The organism is Pseudomonas sp. PDM26, from assembly GCF_019219185.1.
Taxonomy (GTDB): Bacteria; Pseudomonadota; Gammaproteobacteria; order Pseudomonadales; family Pseudomonadaceae; genus Aquipseudomonas.
On record NZ_JAHUWC010000008.1, the window covers coordinates 12119 to 29890 of the forward strand.

Annotated in this window: 12 protein-coding genes; 7 read left to right on the forward strand and 5 right to left on the reverse strand. The window is 58.2% G+C overall.

The features are described from left to right. The first annotated feature begins 345 nt into the window (after nt 1–345). From tig to KW849_RS16560, 7 genes are all read left to right on the forward strand, one after another. Nucleotides 346–1656, forward strand: a complete 1311-nt coding sequence (gene tig / locus KW849_RS16530; RefSeq protein ID WP_108219132.1) for a trigger factor — start codon at nt 346–348, stop codon at nt 1654–1656. A gap of 93 nt (nt 1657–1749) precedes the next feature. Further along, a complete protein-coding gene (clpP, locus tag KW849_RS16535; protein ID WP_108219131.1) occupies nt 1750–2385 on the forward strand; it encodes an ATP-dependent Clp endopeptidase proteolytic subunit ClpP in 636 nt (211 codons plus the stop codon). Nucleotides 2386–2497: 112 nt separating this feature from the next. Then, on the forward strand, nt 2498–3781 hold the full coding sequence (gene clpX, locus KW849_RS16540) for an ATP-dependent Clp protease ATP-binding subunit ClpX (protein WP_007982210.1): 1284 nt from the start codon (nt 2498–2500) through the stop codon (nt 3779–3781). A 254-nt stretch (nt 3782–4035) separates the two neighbouring features. After that, nucleotides 4036–6432: an endopeptidase La gene (gene lon, locus KW849_RS16545; RefSeq protein ID WP_218430406.1), complete on the forward strand. Its 2397-nt coding sequence runs from the start codon at nt 4036–4038 to the stop codon at nt 6430–6432. Nucleotides 6433–6581: 149 nt separating this feature from the next. Continuing rightward, a complete protein-coding gene (locus tag KW849_RS16550; RefSeq protein WP_002552737.1) occupies nt 6582–6854 on the forward strand; it encodes an HU family DNA-binding protein in 273 nt (90 codons plus the stop codon). 233 nt (nt 6855–7087) lie between these two features. Beyond that, nucleotides 7088–8959, forward strand: a complete 1872-nt coding sequence (locus KW849_RS16555; protein ID WP_218430407.1) for a SurA N-terminal domain-containing protein — start codon at nt 7088–7090, stop codon at nt 8957–8959. Nucleotides 8960–9165: 206 nt separating this feature from the next. Further along, nucleotides 9166–9969, forward strand: a complete 804-nt coding sequence (locus KW849_RS16560) for a DUF2242 domain-containing protein (protein ID WP_218430408.1) — start codon at nt 9166–9168, stop codon at nt 9967–9969. Between the two features lie 344 nt (nt 9970–10313). On the opposite strand, the gene KW849_RS16565 is transcribed toward KW849_RS16560, so the two are convergent. The 5 genes from KW849_RS16565 to KW849_RS16585 form a co-directional block, all read right to left on the reverse strand. After that, entirely contained in the window at nt 10314–11354 is a 1041-nt protein-coding gene (locus KW849_RS16565; RefSeq protein ID WP_218430409.1) for an AraC family transcriptional regulator, read from the reverse strand. Between the two features lie 3 nt (nt 11355–11357). Continuing rightward, the gene (locus tag KW849_RS16570) at nt 11358–12488 is read right to left on the reverse strand and encodes a carbon-nitrogen hydrolase family protein (RefSeq protein WP_218430410.1); all 1131 of its coding nucleotides are present in this window, start codon (nt 12486–12488) and stop codon (nt 11358–11360) included. 231 nt (nt 12489–12719) lie between these two features. Further along, nucleotides 12720–14048 (reverse strand): TolC family outer membrane protein, encoded by a 1329-nt coding sequence (locus tag KW849_RS16575; RefSeq protein WP_218430411.1) that lies wholly within the window; start codon nt 14046–14048, stop codon nt 12720–12722. Between the two features lies 1 nt (nt 14049). Continuing rightward, nucleotides 14050–15390 carry an HlyD family type I secretion periplasmic adaptor subunit gene (locus KW849_RS16580; protein WP_218430412.1) on the reverse strand — a complete coding sequence of 447 codons (1341 nt, stop codon included), beginning with the start codon at nt 15388–15390 and terminating at the stop codon, nt 14050–14052. Between the two features lie 6 nt (nt 15391–15396). After that, nucleotides 15397–17133 (reverse strand): type I secretion system permease/ATPase, encoded by a 1737-nt coding sequence (locus KW849_RS16585; protein ID WP_218430413.1) that lies wholly within the window; start codon nt 17131–17133, stop codon nt 15397–15399. Between the last annotated feature and the right edge of the window lie 639 nt (nt 17134–17772).

The following is a 17772-nucleotide window of genomic DNA, read 5'->3' on the forward strand; positions in this document are numbered from 1 at the left end:
TGTTTCAGTGGCCGCAGGTTCCGGGCTGCAGGGGCAGGGCGTTTCGTCGTATTTATGTTTCTCGATGATGCTGTCCTGTCCGCCGGCCTTGCTTGCGAGATCGGCTGTCAGGGAGGTGATTGGCGACCTCTTCTATATATAGGAGGGTCGGCGCAGAGCCCTGGCGTGATTGGTTGTATTTGCCATCGGGGCGAGGTGCATTCGTGCATTCGCACCTATAAATTGCCTGCTGCGTTTTTACCCGTTTTCAGTAGGGTGACTTCTTGAGTTTGACCCACTAGAATGCATGCCCTTGATTCTGGGGTCGGAAACGGCCGGCTAACGTCTGTGCAACGAGGAATATCCATGCAAGTTTCTGTTGAAAATACTACTGCTCTTGAGCGCCGCATGAGCGTCACCGTGCCGGCTGAGCGCATCGAGAGCCAGGTCAACAAGCGTCTGCAGCAGACCGCACAAAAGGCCAAGATTGCTGGCTTCCGTCCAGGCAAAGTGCCAATGAGCGAAATCAAGCGCCGTTTCGGTGCCGACGCTCGCCAGGAAGCTGTAGGCGACGTGATCCAGTCTTCTTTCTACGAAGCTGTGGTTGAGCAGAAGCTGAACCCGGCTGGCCAGCCTTCGATCGAGCCTAAGTCCCTGGAAGCGGGCAAGGACCTGGAGTACGTTGCCGTATTCGAAGTGTTCCCTGAGTTCACCGTTGCCGGTTTCGAAGGTATCACCGTCGAGCGCCTGAGCGCTGACGTGGCTGATGCCGATCTGGACAAAATGCTGGAAATCCTGCGCAAGCAGAACACCCGTTTCGAAGTGGCCGATCGCGCTGCCCAGAACGAAGATCAGTTGAACATCGATTTCGTCGGCAAAGTCGACGGTGAAGTGTTCGCTGGCGGTTCCGCCAAGGGTACTCAGCTGGTTCTGGGTTCCGGCCGCATGATCCCTGGTTTCGAAGATGGCCTGGTTGGCGCTAAAGCCGGTGAAGAACGCGTTCTGAACCTGACTTTCCCAGAGGACTATCAGAACCTGGACCTGGCTGGCAAAACCGCCGAGTTCACCGTGACCGTCAACACCATTTCCGAGCCAAAGCTGCCAGAGCTGACCGAAGAATTCTTCGCTCAATTCGGCATCAAGGAAACCGGTCTGGATGGCTTCCGTGCCGAAGTTCGCAAGAACATGGAGCGCGAGCTGCGTCAGGCGATCAAATCCAAGGTCAAGAATCAGGTAATGGACGGTCTGCTGGCCACCAACCCGATCGAAGTGCCAAAGGCTCTGCTGTCCAACGAAGTTGACCGTCTGCGCGTGCAGGCTGTCCAGCAGTTCGGCGGCAACATCAAGCCTGACCAACTGCCGGCCGAGCTGTTCGAAGAGCAAGCCAAACGCCGCGTAGTGCTGGGCCTGATCGTGGCTGAAGTGGTCAAGCAATTCGACCTCAAGCCTGACGAAACCCGCGTTCGCGAGATGATCCAGGAAATGGCTTCGGCTTATCAAGAGCCTGAGCAAGTTGTGTCCTGGTACTACAAGAACGACCAGCAACTGAACGAAGTTCGTTCGGTTGTGCTGGAAGAGCAAGTTGTGGATACTGTTCTGCAGAAAGCTAGCGTGACCGACAAATCGGTCTCTTACGAAGAAGCGGTCAAGCCGGTAGAAGCTCCACAAGCCGACTGATTGTTTTTGCGGTAAGAAGCAAACACCATAAGCCAGCCTTCGAGCTGGCTTATGCGTATTCAAGACATAACTATTTGGGAGTGACTGCAGAGCATGTTCCGTAATTCGTATATTCAGCAGAACTCTGATATCCAGGCCGCAGGCGGCCTGGTCCCGATGGTTGTCGAGCAGTCCGCTCGTGGCGAGCGCGCCTACGACATCTACTCGCGTCTCCTCAAGGAGCGAGTGATCTTTCTGGTTGGTCCGGTAGAGGACTACATGGCCAACCTGATCTGTGCGCAATTGCTGTTCCTTGAAGCGGAGAACCCGGACAAGGACATCCATCTCTACATCAACTCCCCGGGCGGTTCGGTGACGGCAGGCATGTCGATCTACGACACCATGCAGTTCATCAAACCCAACGTGGCGACCACCTGTATCGGTCAGGCGTGCAGCATGGGCGCGTTTCTGCTGACGGCCGGTGCCGCTGGCAAGCGTTACTGCCTGCCGAACTCGCGAGTGATGATTCACCAGCCACTGGGCGGTTTCCAGGGGCAGGCGTCGGATATCGAAATCCATGCCAAGGAAATCCTCTTTATTCGTGAGCGTCTCAACACGCTGATGGCCCTGCATAGCGGGCGCACTCTTGAAGAAATCGAGCGCGATACCAACCGCGACAATTTCATGAGTGCAGAAGCCGCGCGTGAGTACGGGTTGATTGATGAAGTGATCACCCAGCGCCCTGCCTGAAATAAGCAGCTCAAAATAGGGTTGGTCGGCGGGTCCGATCACCAGCGGGCTTGAAAAAGCCCGCAATAGCCTTCATCTTGTGTTGCAAGCCTATCGGATTTGGATCGAACGAATGACTGACACCCGCAACGGCGAGGACAACGGCAAGCTGCTCTATTGCTCCTTCTGTGGCAAAAGCCAGCATGAAGTACGCAAATTGATTGCCGGCCCCTCGGTCTTTATCTGCGACGAGTGCGTCGACCTGTGCAATGACATCATCCGCGAGGAGGTGCAGGAGGCACAGGCCGAAAGCAGCGCGCATAAATTGCCTTCGCCTAAAGAAATCAGCGGCATCCTTGATCAGTATGTGATTGGTCAGGAACGTGCGAAAAAGGTTCTGGCCGTAGCGGTGTACAACCACTACAAGCGCCTGAATCAGCGTGACAAAAAGAATGACGACGTCGAACTCGGCAAGAGCAACATCCTGCTGATCGGCCCGACAGGCTCGGGTAAAACCCTGCTTGCCGAAACACTGGCCCGCTTGCTGAACGTTCCGTTCACCATCGCTGATGCAACCACCCTCACCGAGGCGGGTTACGTGGGTGAAGATGTCGAGAACATCATTCAGAAGCTGCTGCAGAAATGCGATTACGACGTGGAAAAGGCCCAGATGGGTATTGTCTACATCGATGAAATCGACAAGATTTCGCGCAAGTCTGACAACCCGTCGATCACCCGGGACGTTTCCGGTGAAGGCGTGCAGCAGGCCCTGCTCAAGTTGATCGAAGGCACGGTCGCTTCCGTTCCGCCTCAAGGTGGTCGCAAGCATCCGCAGCAGGAATTCCTTCAGGTCGACACCCGTAACATTCTGTTCATCTGCGGTGGTGCGTTCTCTGGTCTGGAAAAGGTTATTCAAAACCGTTCCACCAAGGGCGGCATCGGCTTCAATGCAGAAGTGCGCAGCAAGGAAGAAGGCAAGAAAGTCGGTGAGTCCCTGCGTGAAGTCGAGCCTGACGATCTGGTCAAGTTCGGTCTGATCCCGGAATTCGTCGGTCGTCTGCCGGTACTTGCCACGCTGGACGAGCTTGACGAGGCTGCATTGATGCAGATTCTCACCGAGCCGAAAAATGCTCTGACCAAGCAGTATGCCAAGTTGTTCGAGATGGAAGGCGTTGATCTGGAATTCCGTTCCGACGCACTGAAATCGGTCGCCAAGCGTGCCCTGGAGCGTAAAACCGGTGCCCGTGGCCTGCGTTCGATTCTCGAAGGTGTATTGCTCGACACTATGTATGAAATCCCCTCGCAATCGGAGGTGAGTAAAGTAGTGATCGATGAAAGCGTGATAGAAGGCAAGTCCAAGCCACTGTATATCTACGAAAACAGTGAGCCGACCGCCAAGGCCGCGCCGGACGCTTAAGCGTCACGCAGCTTGAATAAAGAAGGGGCCTTCGGGCCCCTTTGCTATTCCTGCAGGAGCTGGCTTGTCGGATCGCCGCACCGCAGCGAAGGCGGTCTTTGAAGGCGTATCCGGCCCATCGCAGCAGCTTTCGTAAGCTGCAATCGTTCAAGTGGTTCTTTTATCCGCTTGTTTTTTTCCAAGGCAGCCCCCATCTTGGTTTCAAGTTTACTTCCATCTGTTTACGGCCTTACGGCCGCCGTAGAGGCGAAATCATGAAGACGACCATCGAATTGCCTCTCCTGCCATTGCGTGATGTCGTGGTTTATCCGCACATGGTTATCCCGCTGTTCGTGGGGCGCGAGAAATCCATCGAAGCCCTCGAGGCTGCGATGACGGGTGACAAGCAGATTCTTCTGCTGGCCCAGAGAAACCCGGCTGACGACGATCCCGGTGAAGATGCCCTGTATCGCGTAGGTACAATTGCCACCGTTCTGCAGCTGCTGAAGCTGCCTGATGGTACGGTCAAGGTTCTGGTCGAGGGTGAGCAGCGGGGCGCCATTGAGCGCTTCAGCGAAGTGGACGGCCACTGCCGTGCCGAAGTCTCCCTGATCGACGAAGTCGACGCGCCAGAGCGCGAGTCGGAAGTATTCGTACGCAGTCTGCTATCCCAGTTCGAGCAATATGTGCAGTTGGGCAAGAAAGTCCCGGCCGAAGTCCTTTCATCGCTCAACAGCATCGATGAGCCAGGCCGCCTGGTGGATACCATGGCCGCGCACATGGCCTTGAAGATCGAACAGAAGCAGGAAATCCTCGAAATCATCGATTTGTCGGCCCGGGTCGAGCATGTTCTGGCGTTGCTGGATGCCGAGATCGATCTGCTGCAAGTCGAAAAGCGCATTCGTGGTCGCGTCAAAAAGCAAATGGAGCGCAGTCAGCGCGAGTACTACCTGAATGAGCAGATGAAGGCCATTCAGAAAGAGCTCGGCGACAGCGATGAAGGTCACAACGAAGTCGAAGAGCTGAAAAAGCGTATCGATGCCGCCGGCCTGCCAAAAGACGCGCTGGCCAAGGCCACGGCCGAACTGAACAAGCTCAAGCAAATGTCGCCAATGTCCGCGGAAGCGACCGTAGTGCGTTCGTACATCGACTGGCTGGTTCAGGTGCCGTGGAAGGCCCAGAGCAAAGTGCGCCTGGATCTGGCGCGTGCAGAAGACATTCTGGATGCCGACCACTATGGCCTGGAAGAAGTCAAAGAGCGCATCCTCGAATACCTCGCCGTGCAAAAACGCGTGAAGAAAATTCGTGGTCCGGTGTTGTGCCTGGTCGGTCCTCCCGGGGTGGGTAAAACGTCCTTGGCGGAGTCGATTGCTCACGCCACCAACCGCAAATTCGTGCGCATGGCCCTCGGTGGCGTGCGTGATGAGGCGGAAATTCGTGGTCATCGCCGTACTTACATCGGTTCGATGCCAGGAAGATTGATTCAAAAGATGACAAAAGTGGGTGTCCGCAACCCGCTGTTCCTGCTCGATGAAATCGACAAAATGGGCAGCGATATGCGTGGCGATCCGGCATCAGCGTTGCTGGAAGTGCTCGATCCCGAGCAGAACCACAACTTCAATGATCACTATCTGGAAGTCGATTACGACCTTTCCGATGTGATGTTCCTGTGCACCTCGAACTCGATGAATATCCCGCCAGCGCTGCTGGACCGGATGGAAGTGATCCGTCTGCCGGGCTACACCGAAGACGAGAAGATCAACATCGCCGTCAAATATCTTTCGCCAAAGCAGATCACGGCCAACGGCTTGAAGAAAGGCGAGCTGGAGTTTGACGCAGAAGCGATCCGCGACATCATCCGCTACTACACCCGTGAAGCCGGTGTGCGTGGGCTTGAGCGCCAGATTGCCAAGGTTTGCCGCAAGGCCGTCAAGGAGCATGCGCTGGAAAAACGCTTCTCGGTGAAGGTCACTGCGGATGATCTGGAGCACTTCCTGGGCGTGCGCAAATTCCGCTACGGCCTGGCCGAGCAGCAGGATCAGATCGGTCAGGTGACCGGGCTGGCGTGGACTCAGGTGGGCGGCGAACTGCTGACCATCGAGGCCGCTGTCGTGCCGGGCAAAGGCCAGTTGATCAAGACCGGTTCCCTGGGTGACGTGATGGTCGAGTCGATCACCGCCGCGTTGACCGTTGTTCGCAGCCGGGCGAAGAGCCTGGGCATTCCCCTGGACTTCCATGAGAAGCGCGACACGCACATCCACATGCCGGAAGGGGCGACCCCGAAAGACGGTCCTAGCGCCGGTGTGGGCATGTGCACGGCCCTTGTTTCGGCCTTGACCGGCATTCCGGTTCGCGCGGATGTCGCCATGACCGGCGAAATCACTTTGCGTGGTCAGGTACTGGCCATTGGCGGCTTGAAAGAAAAACTGCTGGCTGCCCATCGTGGCGGAATCAAGACCGTGATCATTCCTGAAGAAAATGTGCGCGATCTCAAAGAGATTCCGGACAATATCAAGCAGGATCTACAGATTAAACCGGTTAAATGGATTGACGAGGTCCTGCAAATTGCGTTGCAATACGCGCCGGAGCCCTTGCCGGACGTGGCTCCGGAGATAGTCGCGAAGGATGAGAAACGCGACGCAGATTCTAAGGAAAGAATTAGCACGCATTAGTACGTATTTGCCTGGGGGGCTTTCTTGACAGCTTTTTAGAGCCCTTGTTATAAAGCGGCTCTTAAGTGTCTGTAGGCCATTCAGCACTCGTTTTTGCTTTCACCAAAAAAACTTAGAATCATACTCAAATAGATATAAGGGGACTTAGAGTGAACAAGTCGGAACTGATTGATGCTATCGCTGCATCCGCTGATATCCCGAAAGCTGCTGCTGGCCGTGCGCTGGACGCTGTAATCGAATCCGTCACTGGCGCTCTCAAGGCTGGCGACTCTGTTGTTCTGGTTGGTTTCGGCACTTTCTCCGTAACTGATCGTCCAGCTCGCATTGGTCGTAACCCACAGACCGGTAAGACGCTGGAAATCGCGGCAGCCAAAAAACCAGGTTTCAAAGCCGGTAAAGCACTGAAAGAAGCTGTCAACTAAGTTCGATTCAGGTTTTTACCCATCCGGGTCGGGGTCATGCCTGACTTGGCAGCGGAGCGGCAGTCCTGACTGCAGGTCGCCGGTTCAAGACACCGAGGGTCGCCAGTTCGAGCCCTCGATCCGCTCCGCCAGTTACGAGAAGGCGCATCCTCGGATGCGCCTTTCTTCTATCCGGACTCTACCCACGCTCCACGGTTGCCTAATTTTGAAGTTCAACCGTTTCTGGGGGACGCATGCTGCAGAATATCAGGGACAATTCACAAGGCTGGATTGCCAAGACTATTATCGGGGTCATCGTTGTTCTGATGGCCTTGACCGGTTTCGACGCCATTTTCAAGGCCACGTCGCACAGTAATGATGCGGCCAAGGTCAATGGCGATGAAATCAGCCAGAACGAGCTGAGCCAGGCGGTCGATATGCAACGCCGCCAGCTCATGCAACAGCTGGGCAAGGATTTCGATGCATCCTTGCTGGATGAAAAAATGTTGCGCGAATCAGCGCTCAAGGGCCTGATCGATCGCAAACTGCTGCTGCAAGGCGCAGAAAACTCGAAATTCGCTTTCTCCGAAGCGGCGCTTGATCAGGTCATCCTGCAAACACCAGAGTTTCAGGTTGATGGCAAGTTCAGCTCCGAGCGTTTCGATCAGGTGATTCGCCAGCTCGGCTATAGCCGCATGCAATTCCGCCAGATGCTGGCTCAGGAAATGCTGATCGGTCAGCTGCGTGCTGGCCTGGCCGGTAGCGGTTTCGTGACCGATGCACAGGTACTGGCATTTGCCCGTCTGGAAAAACAGACCCGCGATTTCGCTTCCCTGAACATCAAGGCCGACCCGGCGGCTGTGAAGCTGACCGACGATGAGGTCAAGGCTTATTACGACGAACACGCCAAGGAATTCATGACGCCGGATCAGGTGGTCATCGATTACCTCGAGCTGAAGAAAGCTTCCTTCTTCGACCAGGTCAGCGTCAACGACCAAGACCTGCAAGCGGCCTATCAGAAAGAAATCGCGAACCTGTCCGAGCAACGTCGGGCTGCGCACATTCTGATTGAAGTGAACGACAAGACCACCGAGGCGCAAGCCAAGGCGAAGATCGAAGAGATCCAGGCCCGTCTGGCCAAGGGTGAGAAGTTCGAGGCGCTGGCCAAGGAGTTCTCCCAGGATCCGGGGTCGGCGAACAACGGCGGTGACCTGGGTTATGCCGGTCCTGGCGTCTACGACCCGGCGTTCGAAAAAGCCCTGTATTCGTTGACTCAGGACCAGGTCTCTGGTCCGGTTCGCACCGACTTCGGTTTCCACCTGATCAAGCTGTTGGGCGTGGAAGCTCCAGAAGTGCCAACGTTCGCCAGCCTGAAAGACAAGCTGACCCATGCTCTGAAAACCCAGCAGGTCGAGCAGCGTTTCGTCGAGGCGAGCAAGCAACTGGAGGACGCCTCGTTCGAAGCGTCCGATCTGGCTCAGCCAGCGCAGGACCTGAAACTGACCGTGCAGACGTCCAAGCCATTCGGTCGTGAAGGCGGTGAGGGTATTGCGGCCAACCGTGCCGTGATCACTGCTGCGTTCAGCCCGGAAGTCCTGGATGAGGGGGCGAACAGCGCCGCCATCGAGCTCGATCCGGAAACCGTGGTCGTGTTGCGTGCCAAGGAGCACCTGAAACCTTCGCAATTGCCACTGGAAAGCGTTTCTGCCGCGATCCGTGTGCAATTGGCCAAAGAGCACGCCAGCGCCGATGCCAAGACCAAGGCTGAGGCCCTGATTGCCAGCCTGCGCGATGGCAAGACTCCGCTGGATCAGGCGATCGATGGCCAGGCCTGGAAAGTCACCAAAGCGGCGACCCGCGCTCAGGAAGGGGTTGATCCTGCGGTGCTGCAAGCGCTGTTCCGCATGGCCAAGCCTGCGGCCAAGGACAAACCGACCTTCACCAGCGTGACGCTGGCGGATGGCAGCCTGATGATCCTGCGCCTCAATGGCGTGAACGAAGCAGCGGCGCCGACCGAAGAAGAGAAAGCACAGTATCGTCGCTATCTCGCTTCACGCATCGGCCAGCAAGACTTTGCGGCTTATCGCAAGCAGCTGGAAAGCCAGGCGGACATCAAGCGTTACTGATACCTGACCAGGTTTAGTGCTGTACAGGAGACCCCGGCCGAAAGGCCGGGGTCTTTTTGTTGGTGCGCCGTACGTCATTTGCTGCGGTGACATTTGCGTAAAATCGCGGTCAATCAGCCTGTAACCGTTTTAAGACACGATCGATGCTCCGCTAAGCATCGATCTGTTGCACAATATGCCCCGAACCGTTTTCCTCAGGATGTTCAATGTTTAAATCACTTCCCATGCGGGTTGTCGGGCTGGCAGCCATGCTTGCCGCTGCGGCCGGTTGTTCATCGAACAAGGCTGCCATCTACGAGCATGAGAACTTCGACGACTCCGGAACCTTTTCCCGCAATTATCCGGTCACCGATACCCAGAGCTGTGAAGCCGCCCGTCGTGCCTTGCTCAGCCAGGGTTACATCATCACCAGCAACGATTCGAAGCTGGTCAGCGGTCACAAGAGCTTCCAGCAGACCGGCGAGAACCACATGGAGATCAGCTTCAGTGTGGTCTGTACCGATGACGGCAGCGAAGGGCACCACGCGACCGTATTCGCCAACGCCCTGCAGGATCGTTATGCGCTGAAGAAGACCAACAACTCCGCCAGTCTCGGTGTAGGTGTGCTGGGCTCGGTATCGATGCCGATCGGCTCCTCCGATGACTCGATGGTCAAGGTCGCCAGCGAAACCGTATCGTCTGCCAAGTTCTACGAGCGTTTTTTCGCACTGGTCGAGCTGTTCCTGCCGCCCGAAGCGAAAAAGGCTGCGCACATCACCGAAAAGCCGAAAACCGATCTGGGTATGCCTGAAGCCAAGGCAGCGCCGGCACCGCTGGCACCTGTCCCGGCACCTGCTGCAGAGCCTGCGGCCTCCGAGCCGGTTACCCCGCCTCCTGAGGCGCCGCCGATCACGCCGACCGAGAGTGTAGCGCCGGCACCGTCCCCGGAAATCGTCACGCCACCGTCGAACCCGAGTGACTTGCCGCCGCCGAGCGAACCCATTCCGGCGATGCCTGTCTCCGGCCAGTGAGGGTGATACCACAGGGTCGGATCAAATGACCCGATCCTGTGACCAGCCAAAAGATTGACCCGCATCAAGCAAGACCGCTGTTCTGCGGTCTCCCGCGAAAAAAACCAATGATAAATTCCTGACCAGCTGCTACGTTTTATTCAGTAGCGACAGAGTGTCGTGTCCGCGTCATTTTTCTTTCACGCGGGCACTTTATGCTCAAGGAATGGGTCATTTATTCAGACGTTTTTCACTACGGGTTGGGGGATTCAAAAATGGACGATTATCAAGAAGAACTGCTCGAGTACCAGGCTTTCGAACTGGACCCACTGGAGCCGGCAGAAGACGCTACCGAGTTGTAGGTATCAGGTGGATTGGCGATGGCTGCGGCGAAATTCGCCGGGTGTCTGCCCGTTCCAGCGTTTGAAAGCGCGTTGAAACGCTTCGGCTGAGGCAAATCCCAGAAGGTAGGCGATCTCTCCGAACGCCAGTTCGGTGTCGCGTATGTAAGTCATGGCCAGGTCGCGGCGGGTGTCGTTGAGAATCGCACGAAATTGTGTGCCTTCATCGGCGAGCTTGCGGCGCAAGGTCCAGGTGGGCAGTTTCAGACGTGTCGCCACCTCTAGCAGGTCGGGCTCCCGGCCACCATTGAGCAAGGGTCCCAGCAGCGCGATGATGCGTTCACGCAGGCTGCGGGTGCGTGTCAGTTGTTCCAGTTCCCGCTCACACAGTTGCAGCAAATGCCGCCAGGTGCTCGGGCAATGCTCGGGGTTGCGCTGGGCGAGACTGGAAAGGCTCAAGCGCAGTTGATTGTGCTCGCCGCCAAACACAATCGGACAGTCACCCAAAACGTCATAGGCCGCGCGGTAACCGGGCTCCTCGAATTCGATCTCGATACGTTCGGCGCGCAGTGGGGCAGGGCTGACACTGGATAATTGATGCAACCAGCCAGCGATGATCGAATCCACCACGAAGCGGTTGTAAGCGTTGTAGGGGCTGATCGAATAGAAGCGCAGCCAGGCGCCCTGGGCGTCTTCGTGAAAGCTTGATTGGCCCCGATAATTCGAACCATACAAGGCTTCGAATCGAATCAGGCAGCGCGCGGCCTCACGTACGGTCGGCGCTTGCGCCGCAGTGACGCCAGCGAGGCCGGCCTGGCTCAGGCGACTGAGCTGGCCCATGCGCAAGCCAAGGGCCGGGTCGTCGGTCAGTTGAGTGGCACCGTGGCCCAGGCGCATGTAGCGCGGAATCGACAGCCGTGCACCGGCTTCGCTCAGGCGCGCGGCATCGAGGCCGTATTGATCGAGCAGTGGCTGCGGATCGATACCATGACTGCGCACGGCATCGGCCAGGCTATGAACAAAGCCCACCGACAGATCGCCGAGGCGCATTGGCTGCGGTTTCATGGCTTACAACCAGAGGTTCAGCAAACGCGCACCCTGGGCGTTGCCGTCGGCAAAGTGCTGGCCGTTGCTGCTGAGGAAGCTATGCCCGGCGCTGCCCTGATCCCAGAACTGACCTCGCAGGAACACACTTATGCCAGCGACAGCCTGACTGGCCGGTATCCGGGTCGTGAGGGTCAGGCGCTGCCAGGCCTGGCCTTCACTGACTTCTCCAGGCTTCAAGTTGACCGACGCCGGTTCCGGCGATCCCCTGTAGCCGTGCCACGGTTGTTCCCAGGTGCCACGGCCGGCGACAAAGGCCGGTACTGCAACCAGCTGTGCGCTTTGGTCGTTGAGCTTGAGGTAGTTTTCCGGGTACCAGCTGTCGTGGCCGATCAATACGCCCAGCCTTCCTGCGGGGGTATCAACGACGTTGAGCGAGTGGTCGCCGTTCGCCCTGATTCCGTTCTGTACTGCGAAGAGCGGGTGCATCTGGCGCTGGGGTTGGCCGATCGGCACGCCTTCGCTGTTGAACACCACACTGCTGTTGTACAGCGCACCGCGGCCGATTTTCAGGGTGCCGTCGATGATGCTCGGTTCGGGCAGCACGATGGAGCCCGCCACCAGCGTCACGTGGAATTCCCTGGCCAGTCCTCCGAACAATGTCTGGTAGTCCCTGGCCATCGCCTTGGCTTTCATGCGCAGGTGGGCATCGTCCAGGCGGTTGCCGCCCTCGGCGCTGATCAACGCCTTGGCGAACTTCAGGGGATTGCTCACCGCCAGCCAGTTCATGGCCTCCTTGAGAGTGCTGGCCTGATACAACTCATCCTTCTCGCCGCTGACCATCAGCCAGGTACCGATGTGTTCCGGCAACACGACGACGGTCTTGCCGTTCAACAAGCCCTGGTCCCGGGCTGCCTGCAGATAGGCCGCGAGCTTGCGGTGCAGACGCTCGGGACTTTGATAATCGGTAGGAAACAGTTCGGGCTGGATGCCCAGCAGATTGCCACGGTCCGCAGGCGTACCCTGGTCGACAGCCAGATTGATCCGCAGGTCCGAAAGGTAATGACCCACCGGCCGGTCCGCGGCCCACATCGCATAGGTCGTGAGGGCGGCGAGCAACGCCATGGAGAATGTCAGGTACAAGAGTTTGCGCATGGGGACACAGTTTACAGTCTGGAGCCGGGCGTGGCTTTTGATTTGGAACTGGATCGAGCATAAAGGGAATCAAGGGCTTAGTGGACGCGTTTCAACGTTGACTGTTTTTTCGCTGGCGGCTGCCTGTCTGCGCCGAGATGGAGCGATGAAGGGCCGGGTTAAAGGTAGGTGAGTTGACGGAGGGGAACGCCGGTCGGCCATCATTTGGCTCGACCGGCCGACAGGTGAGCGTTATTTGGTGACCAGCAGTTCCGGGCCGAGGTAGTCGTTGATCTGGTTGATATCGTCGTCGCCCAGGCTGCCCACCGATGAGGCCAGGCGCAGGCGCGACATCAAATAGCGCAACTTGGCGTCGAACAGATCGTGGCGCGCAACGAAGAGCAGCTCTTCGGCATTGAGGACGTCCGAGTTGGTGCTGGTGCCACCCTCTTTGAAGCCCTTGCGTGACGATGCCAGTGAGCGTTCGTTGGATTCCACTGCCTTCTCCAGCGCGCGAATGCGTTTGGCGCCGCTCAGGATGCCTTGATACTCACGGGTGGTTTCGGTGATGACTTCCTGTCGCGCGGCGTCGAGTTCATCCATGGCCTTATCGCTATTGGCACTGGCCTGGCGTGTCAGCGCGCTGACGCCGCCACCGCTGTACAGCGGGATATTGACTTCCAGCCCGATCGAGCCGTAGTGGTTGCGTTGATTCAACTCGGAGAGTGATTGGCTCTCACCCGCGGTGTAGCCGGCAATGAAGTCCAGTGTTGGCCAGTGGCCAGCGCTGGCGCGCTTCACTTCTTCTGCTGCGAGGTCGCTGCTATAACGGCGCGCATGGATCAGCGGGCTATCGACCTGGGCTTTGACCAACCAGTCCTGCAGGTTGCTCGGTAGCAGCGGTGGTGTATCGAAGCTCGGGCGCAAGGTGGTCAGCGACTCGGGGGTTTCACCGATATATTCCTCGAGCTTGGTGCGCGCGTTGATCAGGTTGTCTTGCGCTTCGATCAGTTCGGCGTCGGCGAGGTCGCGGCGAGCGGTCGACTCGTCGATGTCGGTGACGGTGCCGGCCCCCAGCTCCATGCGCCGTTTCGCCGAGGCGAGTTGTTCTTCGAAGGCGTTCAGCTTGGACTTGGCCAGGACGATGGTTTCGCTGGCCAGGAGCACATCGAAATAGCTTTCGGCCAGGCGCACCGCGGCGTCCTGGGTTTTGGCATCGAACACCGCGACGCTGTAGTCGGCACGCTGCTGACCCTGGCGGTACTCGGCCATCTTCTGTTTGTTGAACAGCGGCTGGCGCAGGCGCACGTTGGCGCCCTTGGAGTCGTAGTGCAGATCTCTGTCGACGTTGTTCTGGCTTTGGGAGCCATTGACCTTGTTGTGGTAGCCCGAGGCATTGATCTGCGGTAGCAGGCCGGCCTTGCCAATGGCGCGGTTTTCCTCGCCAGCCTCTTTTTCATGCACGGAGGCCTGGTAGATCGGGCCCTGGAACTGCAACAGATCCCAGGCTTGCTTGAGGTCCATGGCACTGGCCGGCAGGGCCAGTCCCAGCAGGCAGAAGAGCAGGCAATGACGTTCCATCTCATTGTTCCTTGAATGAGCTGTCCACACGATCGAGCATTGGTTTAAGAAGATAGCTGATCATGTTGCGTTCGCCTGTCTTGATGGTGACGCTGGCGGGCATGCCGGGGCGAATGTGATTGCTGCCGAGCAGGCCCATGCCATCGGGCGTGACTTCCACCTGGGCCAGATAGAACGGTTGCTTGCTTTCCTCGTCCATCAGGCGGTCGGCAGAGATGGTCTTCACGCGGCCGGGGATGTTGGGCGTCTTGGCATGGTTGAAGGCCGGGAAGGAAATGTCCACGGGCAGGCCGGGGACCATCTTGTCGATGGCCTGCACGGGAATCATCGCGTCGACCTGCAGCGGTTCGTTGACCGGGACGATTTCCATGATCTTGAAGCCGGGCTGAATGACCCCGCCAACGGTGGCAATGCTCAGGCCCTGGACCATGCCATCGATCGGCGACCGAATCACCGTGTGGGTCACTTCATAGTCCAGCGAGCGCAAGCGGTCGGCCAGGGTGGTGTTTTCCTTGGCGGTGTCGGTCAATTGCGATTCGACTTCCTTCAGGTAGTCGTGCTGGCGCTGCAGGATGCGCAGCTTGATTTCGGTGGTCTGGCTACGCACGCGGGCGATGTTGTTGAGGTTCTCGGCCTGACCGGCGGAGAGGTCGGCATTGCTGCGTTCCAGCTCCAGCAGGTGGTTGCGCGGCACATAGCCTTCGGCCGTCAGCACGCGGGTGCCTTGCAGTTCCTGGTTGAGGAAGCTGATCTGCGAGGCGCGGGCGCTATAAACCTGCTGCAGGCCCTTGAGCTGCACCGCCGACGCTGCCAGGTTTTCCTGCAGGATGCTGATTTCGCCAGCGAGTCCGGCGCGCCGGGTGTCCAGCAGGCGCTGTTGCAGGTCCATGGCGGCCTCCAGGCGGTGATCACCCTTGAAGCGCGCGAGCAACTCGGGATCGAAGTTCACCACATCGCGGCCGTCACGTTCCGCTTCCAGGCGGTTTTCCACGGTCTTGCTGACGATGTACTGGGCGCTGACCGCACCCTCTTCGGCAGCGGCACGCAACGAGTCGAGGCGGACCACCTCCTGACCTTTTGTCACTAGATCGCCTTCGCGAACGAGAATGGCTTCCACGGTACCGCCGCTCAGATGCTGCACGGCTTTGCGATTGTTGGTGACCTTGACCGTGCCTGTCGCGACCACGCCGGCATCCAGCGGCGCCAGCCAGGACCACAGGAGGAAGCCGCCGAAGCCGGCGAGCACCAGCCACACGCCCCATCGCGCGGGCCTGCCGACGTCCAGATCTACCATGCTCCTGGTATCGGCTTTGATTATCTCGGTGTGTTGGCTCATTTGCATGATCGGTCACTCCCGCGCTTTGACGGAGGCCAGAGGGGTCGACGCGCCTGCAGGCATTACAGCGGCCTTGCGCAGCGCTGCGAATACTTCATCGCGCGTGCCGAGCATCTGCACGCCGCCGTCACGCAGCATCAGCACCTTGTCGACGGCGCAGAGTACGTTGGGACGGTGGGAAATCAGGATGACGGTGGCGCCACGGCCCTTGAGTTCGGCCAGGGCATCGACCAAGGCCTTTTCGCCAACGTCGTCGAGGTTGGCGTTCGGTTCATCCAGCACGATCAGATTAGGTTCGCCATACAACGCGCGGGCCAAGGCGATGCGTTGCTTCTGGCCACCGGAAAGCGGGCTGCCATCGGTGCCCAGACGGGTGTCATAACCCTGCGGAAAACGCAGGATCATCTCGTGCACGCCAGTGATCTTGGCGGCGCGGATGACCGCTTCGCTGTCCACTTCGCCAAAGCGCGCAATATTGTCGGCGATGTTGCCCTCGAACAGCTCTACGTCCTGTGGCAGGTAGCCGAGCCAGGGGCCAAGTTCACCCTTGTTCCAGGTGAATATGTCCGCGCCGTCCAGGCGTACCTTGCCCGCCTGCGCCGGCCAGACGCCAACCAGCAGGCGGGCGAGAGTGGATTTGCCCGAGGCGGATGGACCGATAATGCCAAGGCTTTCGCCGGGGACAAGACTGAAGCCCACCCCGCGCAGAATCGTGTTGTTGGTACCGGGGGCGCCGGCATACACATTCTCCACCGCCAGCATGCCCTGCGGCCGCTGCAGCGACATGCTCGGTGGCCGGCGCGGATAGTCGTGCAGCATCTCGTTGAGCCGGCCCCAGGCCGAACGGCAGCCGAGCAGTTGCTTCCACGACGCGATGACCTGTTCCACCGGGCCCAGTGCGCGGCCGGTGAGGATCGAGCAGGCAATCATCATCCCCGGGGTGATTTTGCCGTCGATCGCCAGCAGCGCACCGGCGCCGAGGATCAACGACTGCAAGGTGATACGCACGAAGCGCCCGGTGCTGCTGATCAAGGCGGCGCGGTCGGAGGCCAGGGTCTGCATTTCCAGGATGCGCAAATGGCTTTGGTACCAGCGCTTGCTGATCGACGGCAGCATGCCCATGGCCTCGATGACCTCGGCATTGCGCAGGTTGTTGTTGGCGTACAGGGCGGAGGAGAGTGCTGCCTGATTGGCTTCGGCCAGCGGCTTCTGCGTTGCCTTCTCGGTGAGATAAGCCAGCCCCATCAGAATCAGCGAGCCGATCAGTGTGAGCAGTCCGAGCAGCGGGTGGATCAGGTAGGCGACCAGCAGATAGATCGGTGTCCACGGTGCATCGAAGAAAGCGAACAGGGAGTTGCCGGTGACGAACTGACGAACCTGCGCGAGATCTTGCAGCGCCTGGGCCGGATTACCTCCGGCGCGGCTCAGGTTGCGCTCGAATGCAGCGGTGAAAATGCGCTGGTTGAGCTCCATGTCGAGGCAGTTGCCGACCCGGATCAGCACGCGGGTGCGGATCATTTCCAGCGTAGACATCAGCAAGAACAGACCTACCACCAGCACAGTCAACATCGCCAGCGTCGTGACGTTGCGACTGACCAGGGCTCGATCATAGACCTGCAACATATAAACGGCTGGCGTCAACATCATGACGTTTATGACACCGCTGAACGCTGCCAGCGAGTAAAAACTGCGGCGCAGGCGAAAGAGCGCGTCGGCCAGTTCGGAACGGATGCTCGACTGCTTGGGCATGTTGGTCCTCCCACTTCGAAAAGCCGGTTGCCTTTGTGGCGCAACAGCTAACGGTAAATGTAGTTCCGTAAACAGCTTATGGACACGCAGGCCGGTCGCTCTATGGATGGCGAGTCTTGCGAAATCGCTGCGTTGTTCCCTTATGCAGCAGCGTAGGTGGCGGCGAAACAGTTCGAAATAACATTTTGCTCTATACCTGCGCTCAACTTCCTATATGTCTTTTAAAAACAGCTAGTTGAGAGGCTTGACACCAGTCGTCTGTTTTAACGACGTAATATTGACAAAGATTTGCTATGGAACTTTAGTCTTAGTTATCGGGGGGTCCGCCCGCTGAAGCTTGCCATCGTTTTGGCAATGCAAAGCACGGTGATTCTCCCGAGAGGAGCCGAATCATGTCGTTCATTTCGTTCTTTTGCAGAGGAAAGGGACTGTCCAGGACGTTCGCCTTCACTTCCAGATTCCATGGTCCGCCCAGGGCTCGGATTCGCTCTGCCTGATCACCCGGCGAGCAACTCATTTCGCGAATTCCAGACGTGTATCCCGGGTCCCGGGTAACGCCAGCTCTCGCTAAAAAACATAACCAACAAACTGCGCAAGCCAGCACTTGACTTGGCGCGGCGGGACTTTCTCGTCCCGCGC

Bases quoted from the DNA above. Each gene is read 5' to 3' on its own strand.
- tig (WP_108219132.1), top strand. From the start codon at position 346: ATGCAAGTTTCTGTTGAAAATACTACTGCTCTTGAGCGCCGCATGAGC.
- clpP (WP_108219131.1), top strand. From the start codon at position 1,750: ATGTTCCGTAATTCGTATATTCAGCAGAACTCTGATATCCAGGCCGCA.
- clpX (WP_007982210.1), top strand. From the start codon at position 2,498: ATGACTGACACCCGCAACGGCGAGGACAACGGCAAGCTGCTCTATTGC.
- lon (WP_218430406.1), top strand. From the start codon at position 4,036: ATGAAGACGACCATCGAATTGCCTCTCCTGCCATTGCGTGATGTCGTG.
- KW849_RS16555 (WP_218430407.1), top strand. From the start codon at position 7,088: ATGCTGCAGAATATCAGGGACAATTCACAAGGCTGGATTGCCAAGACT.
- KW849_RS16560 (WP_218430408.1), top strand. From the start codon at position 9,166: ATGTTTAAATCACTTCCCATGCGGGTTGTCGGGCTGGCAGCCATGCTT.
- KW849_RS16565 (WP_218430409.1), bottom strand. From the start codon at position 11,354: ATGAAACCGCAGCCAATGCGCCTCGGCGATCTGTCGGTGGGCTTTGTT.
- KW849_RS16570 (WP_218430410.1), bottom strand. From the start codon at position 12,488: ATGCGCAAACTCTTGTACCTGACATTCTCCATGGCGTTGCTCGCCGCC.
- KW849_RS16575 (WP_218430411.1), bottom strand. From the start codon at position 14,048: ATGGAACGTCATTGCCTGCTCTTCTGCCTGCTGGGACTGGCCCTGCCG.
- KW849_RS16580 (WP_218430412.1), bottom strand. From the start codon at position 15,390: ATGCAAATGAGCCAACACACCGAGATAATCAAAGCCGATACCAGGAGC.
- KW849_RS16585 (WP_218430413.1), bottom strand. From the start codon at position 17,133: ATGCCCAAGCAGTCGAGCATCCGTTCCGAACTGGCCGACGCGCTCTTT.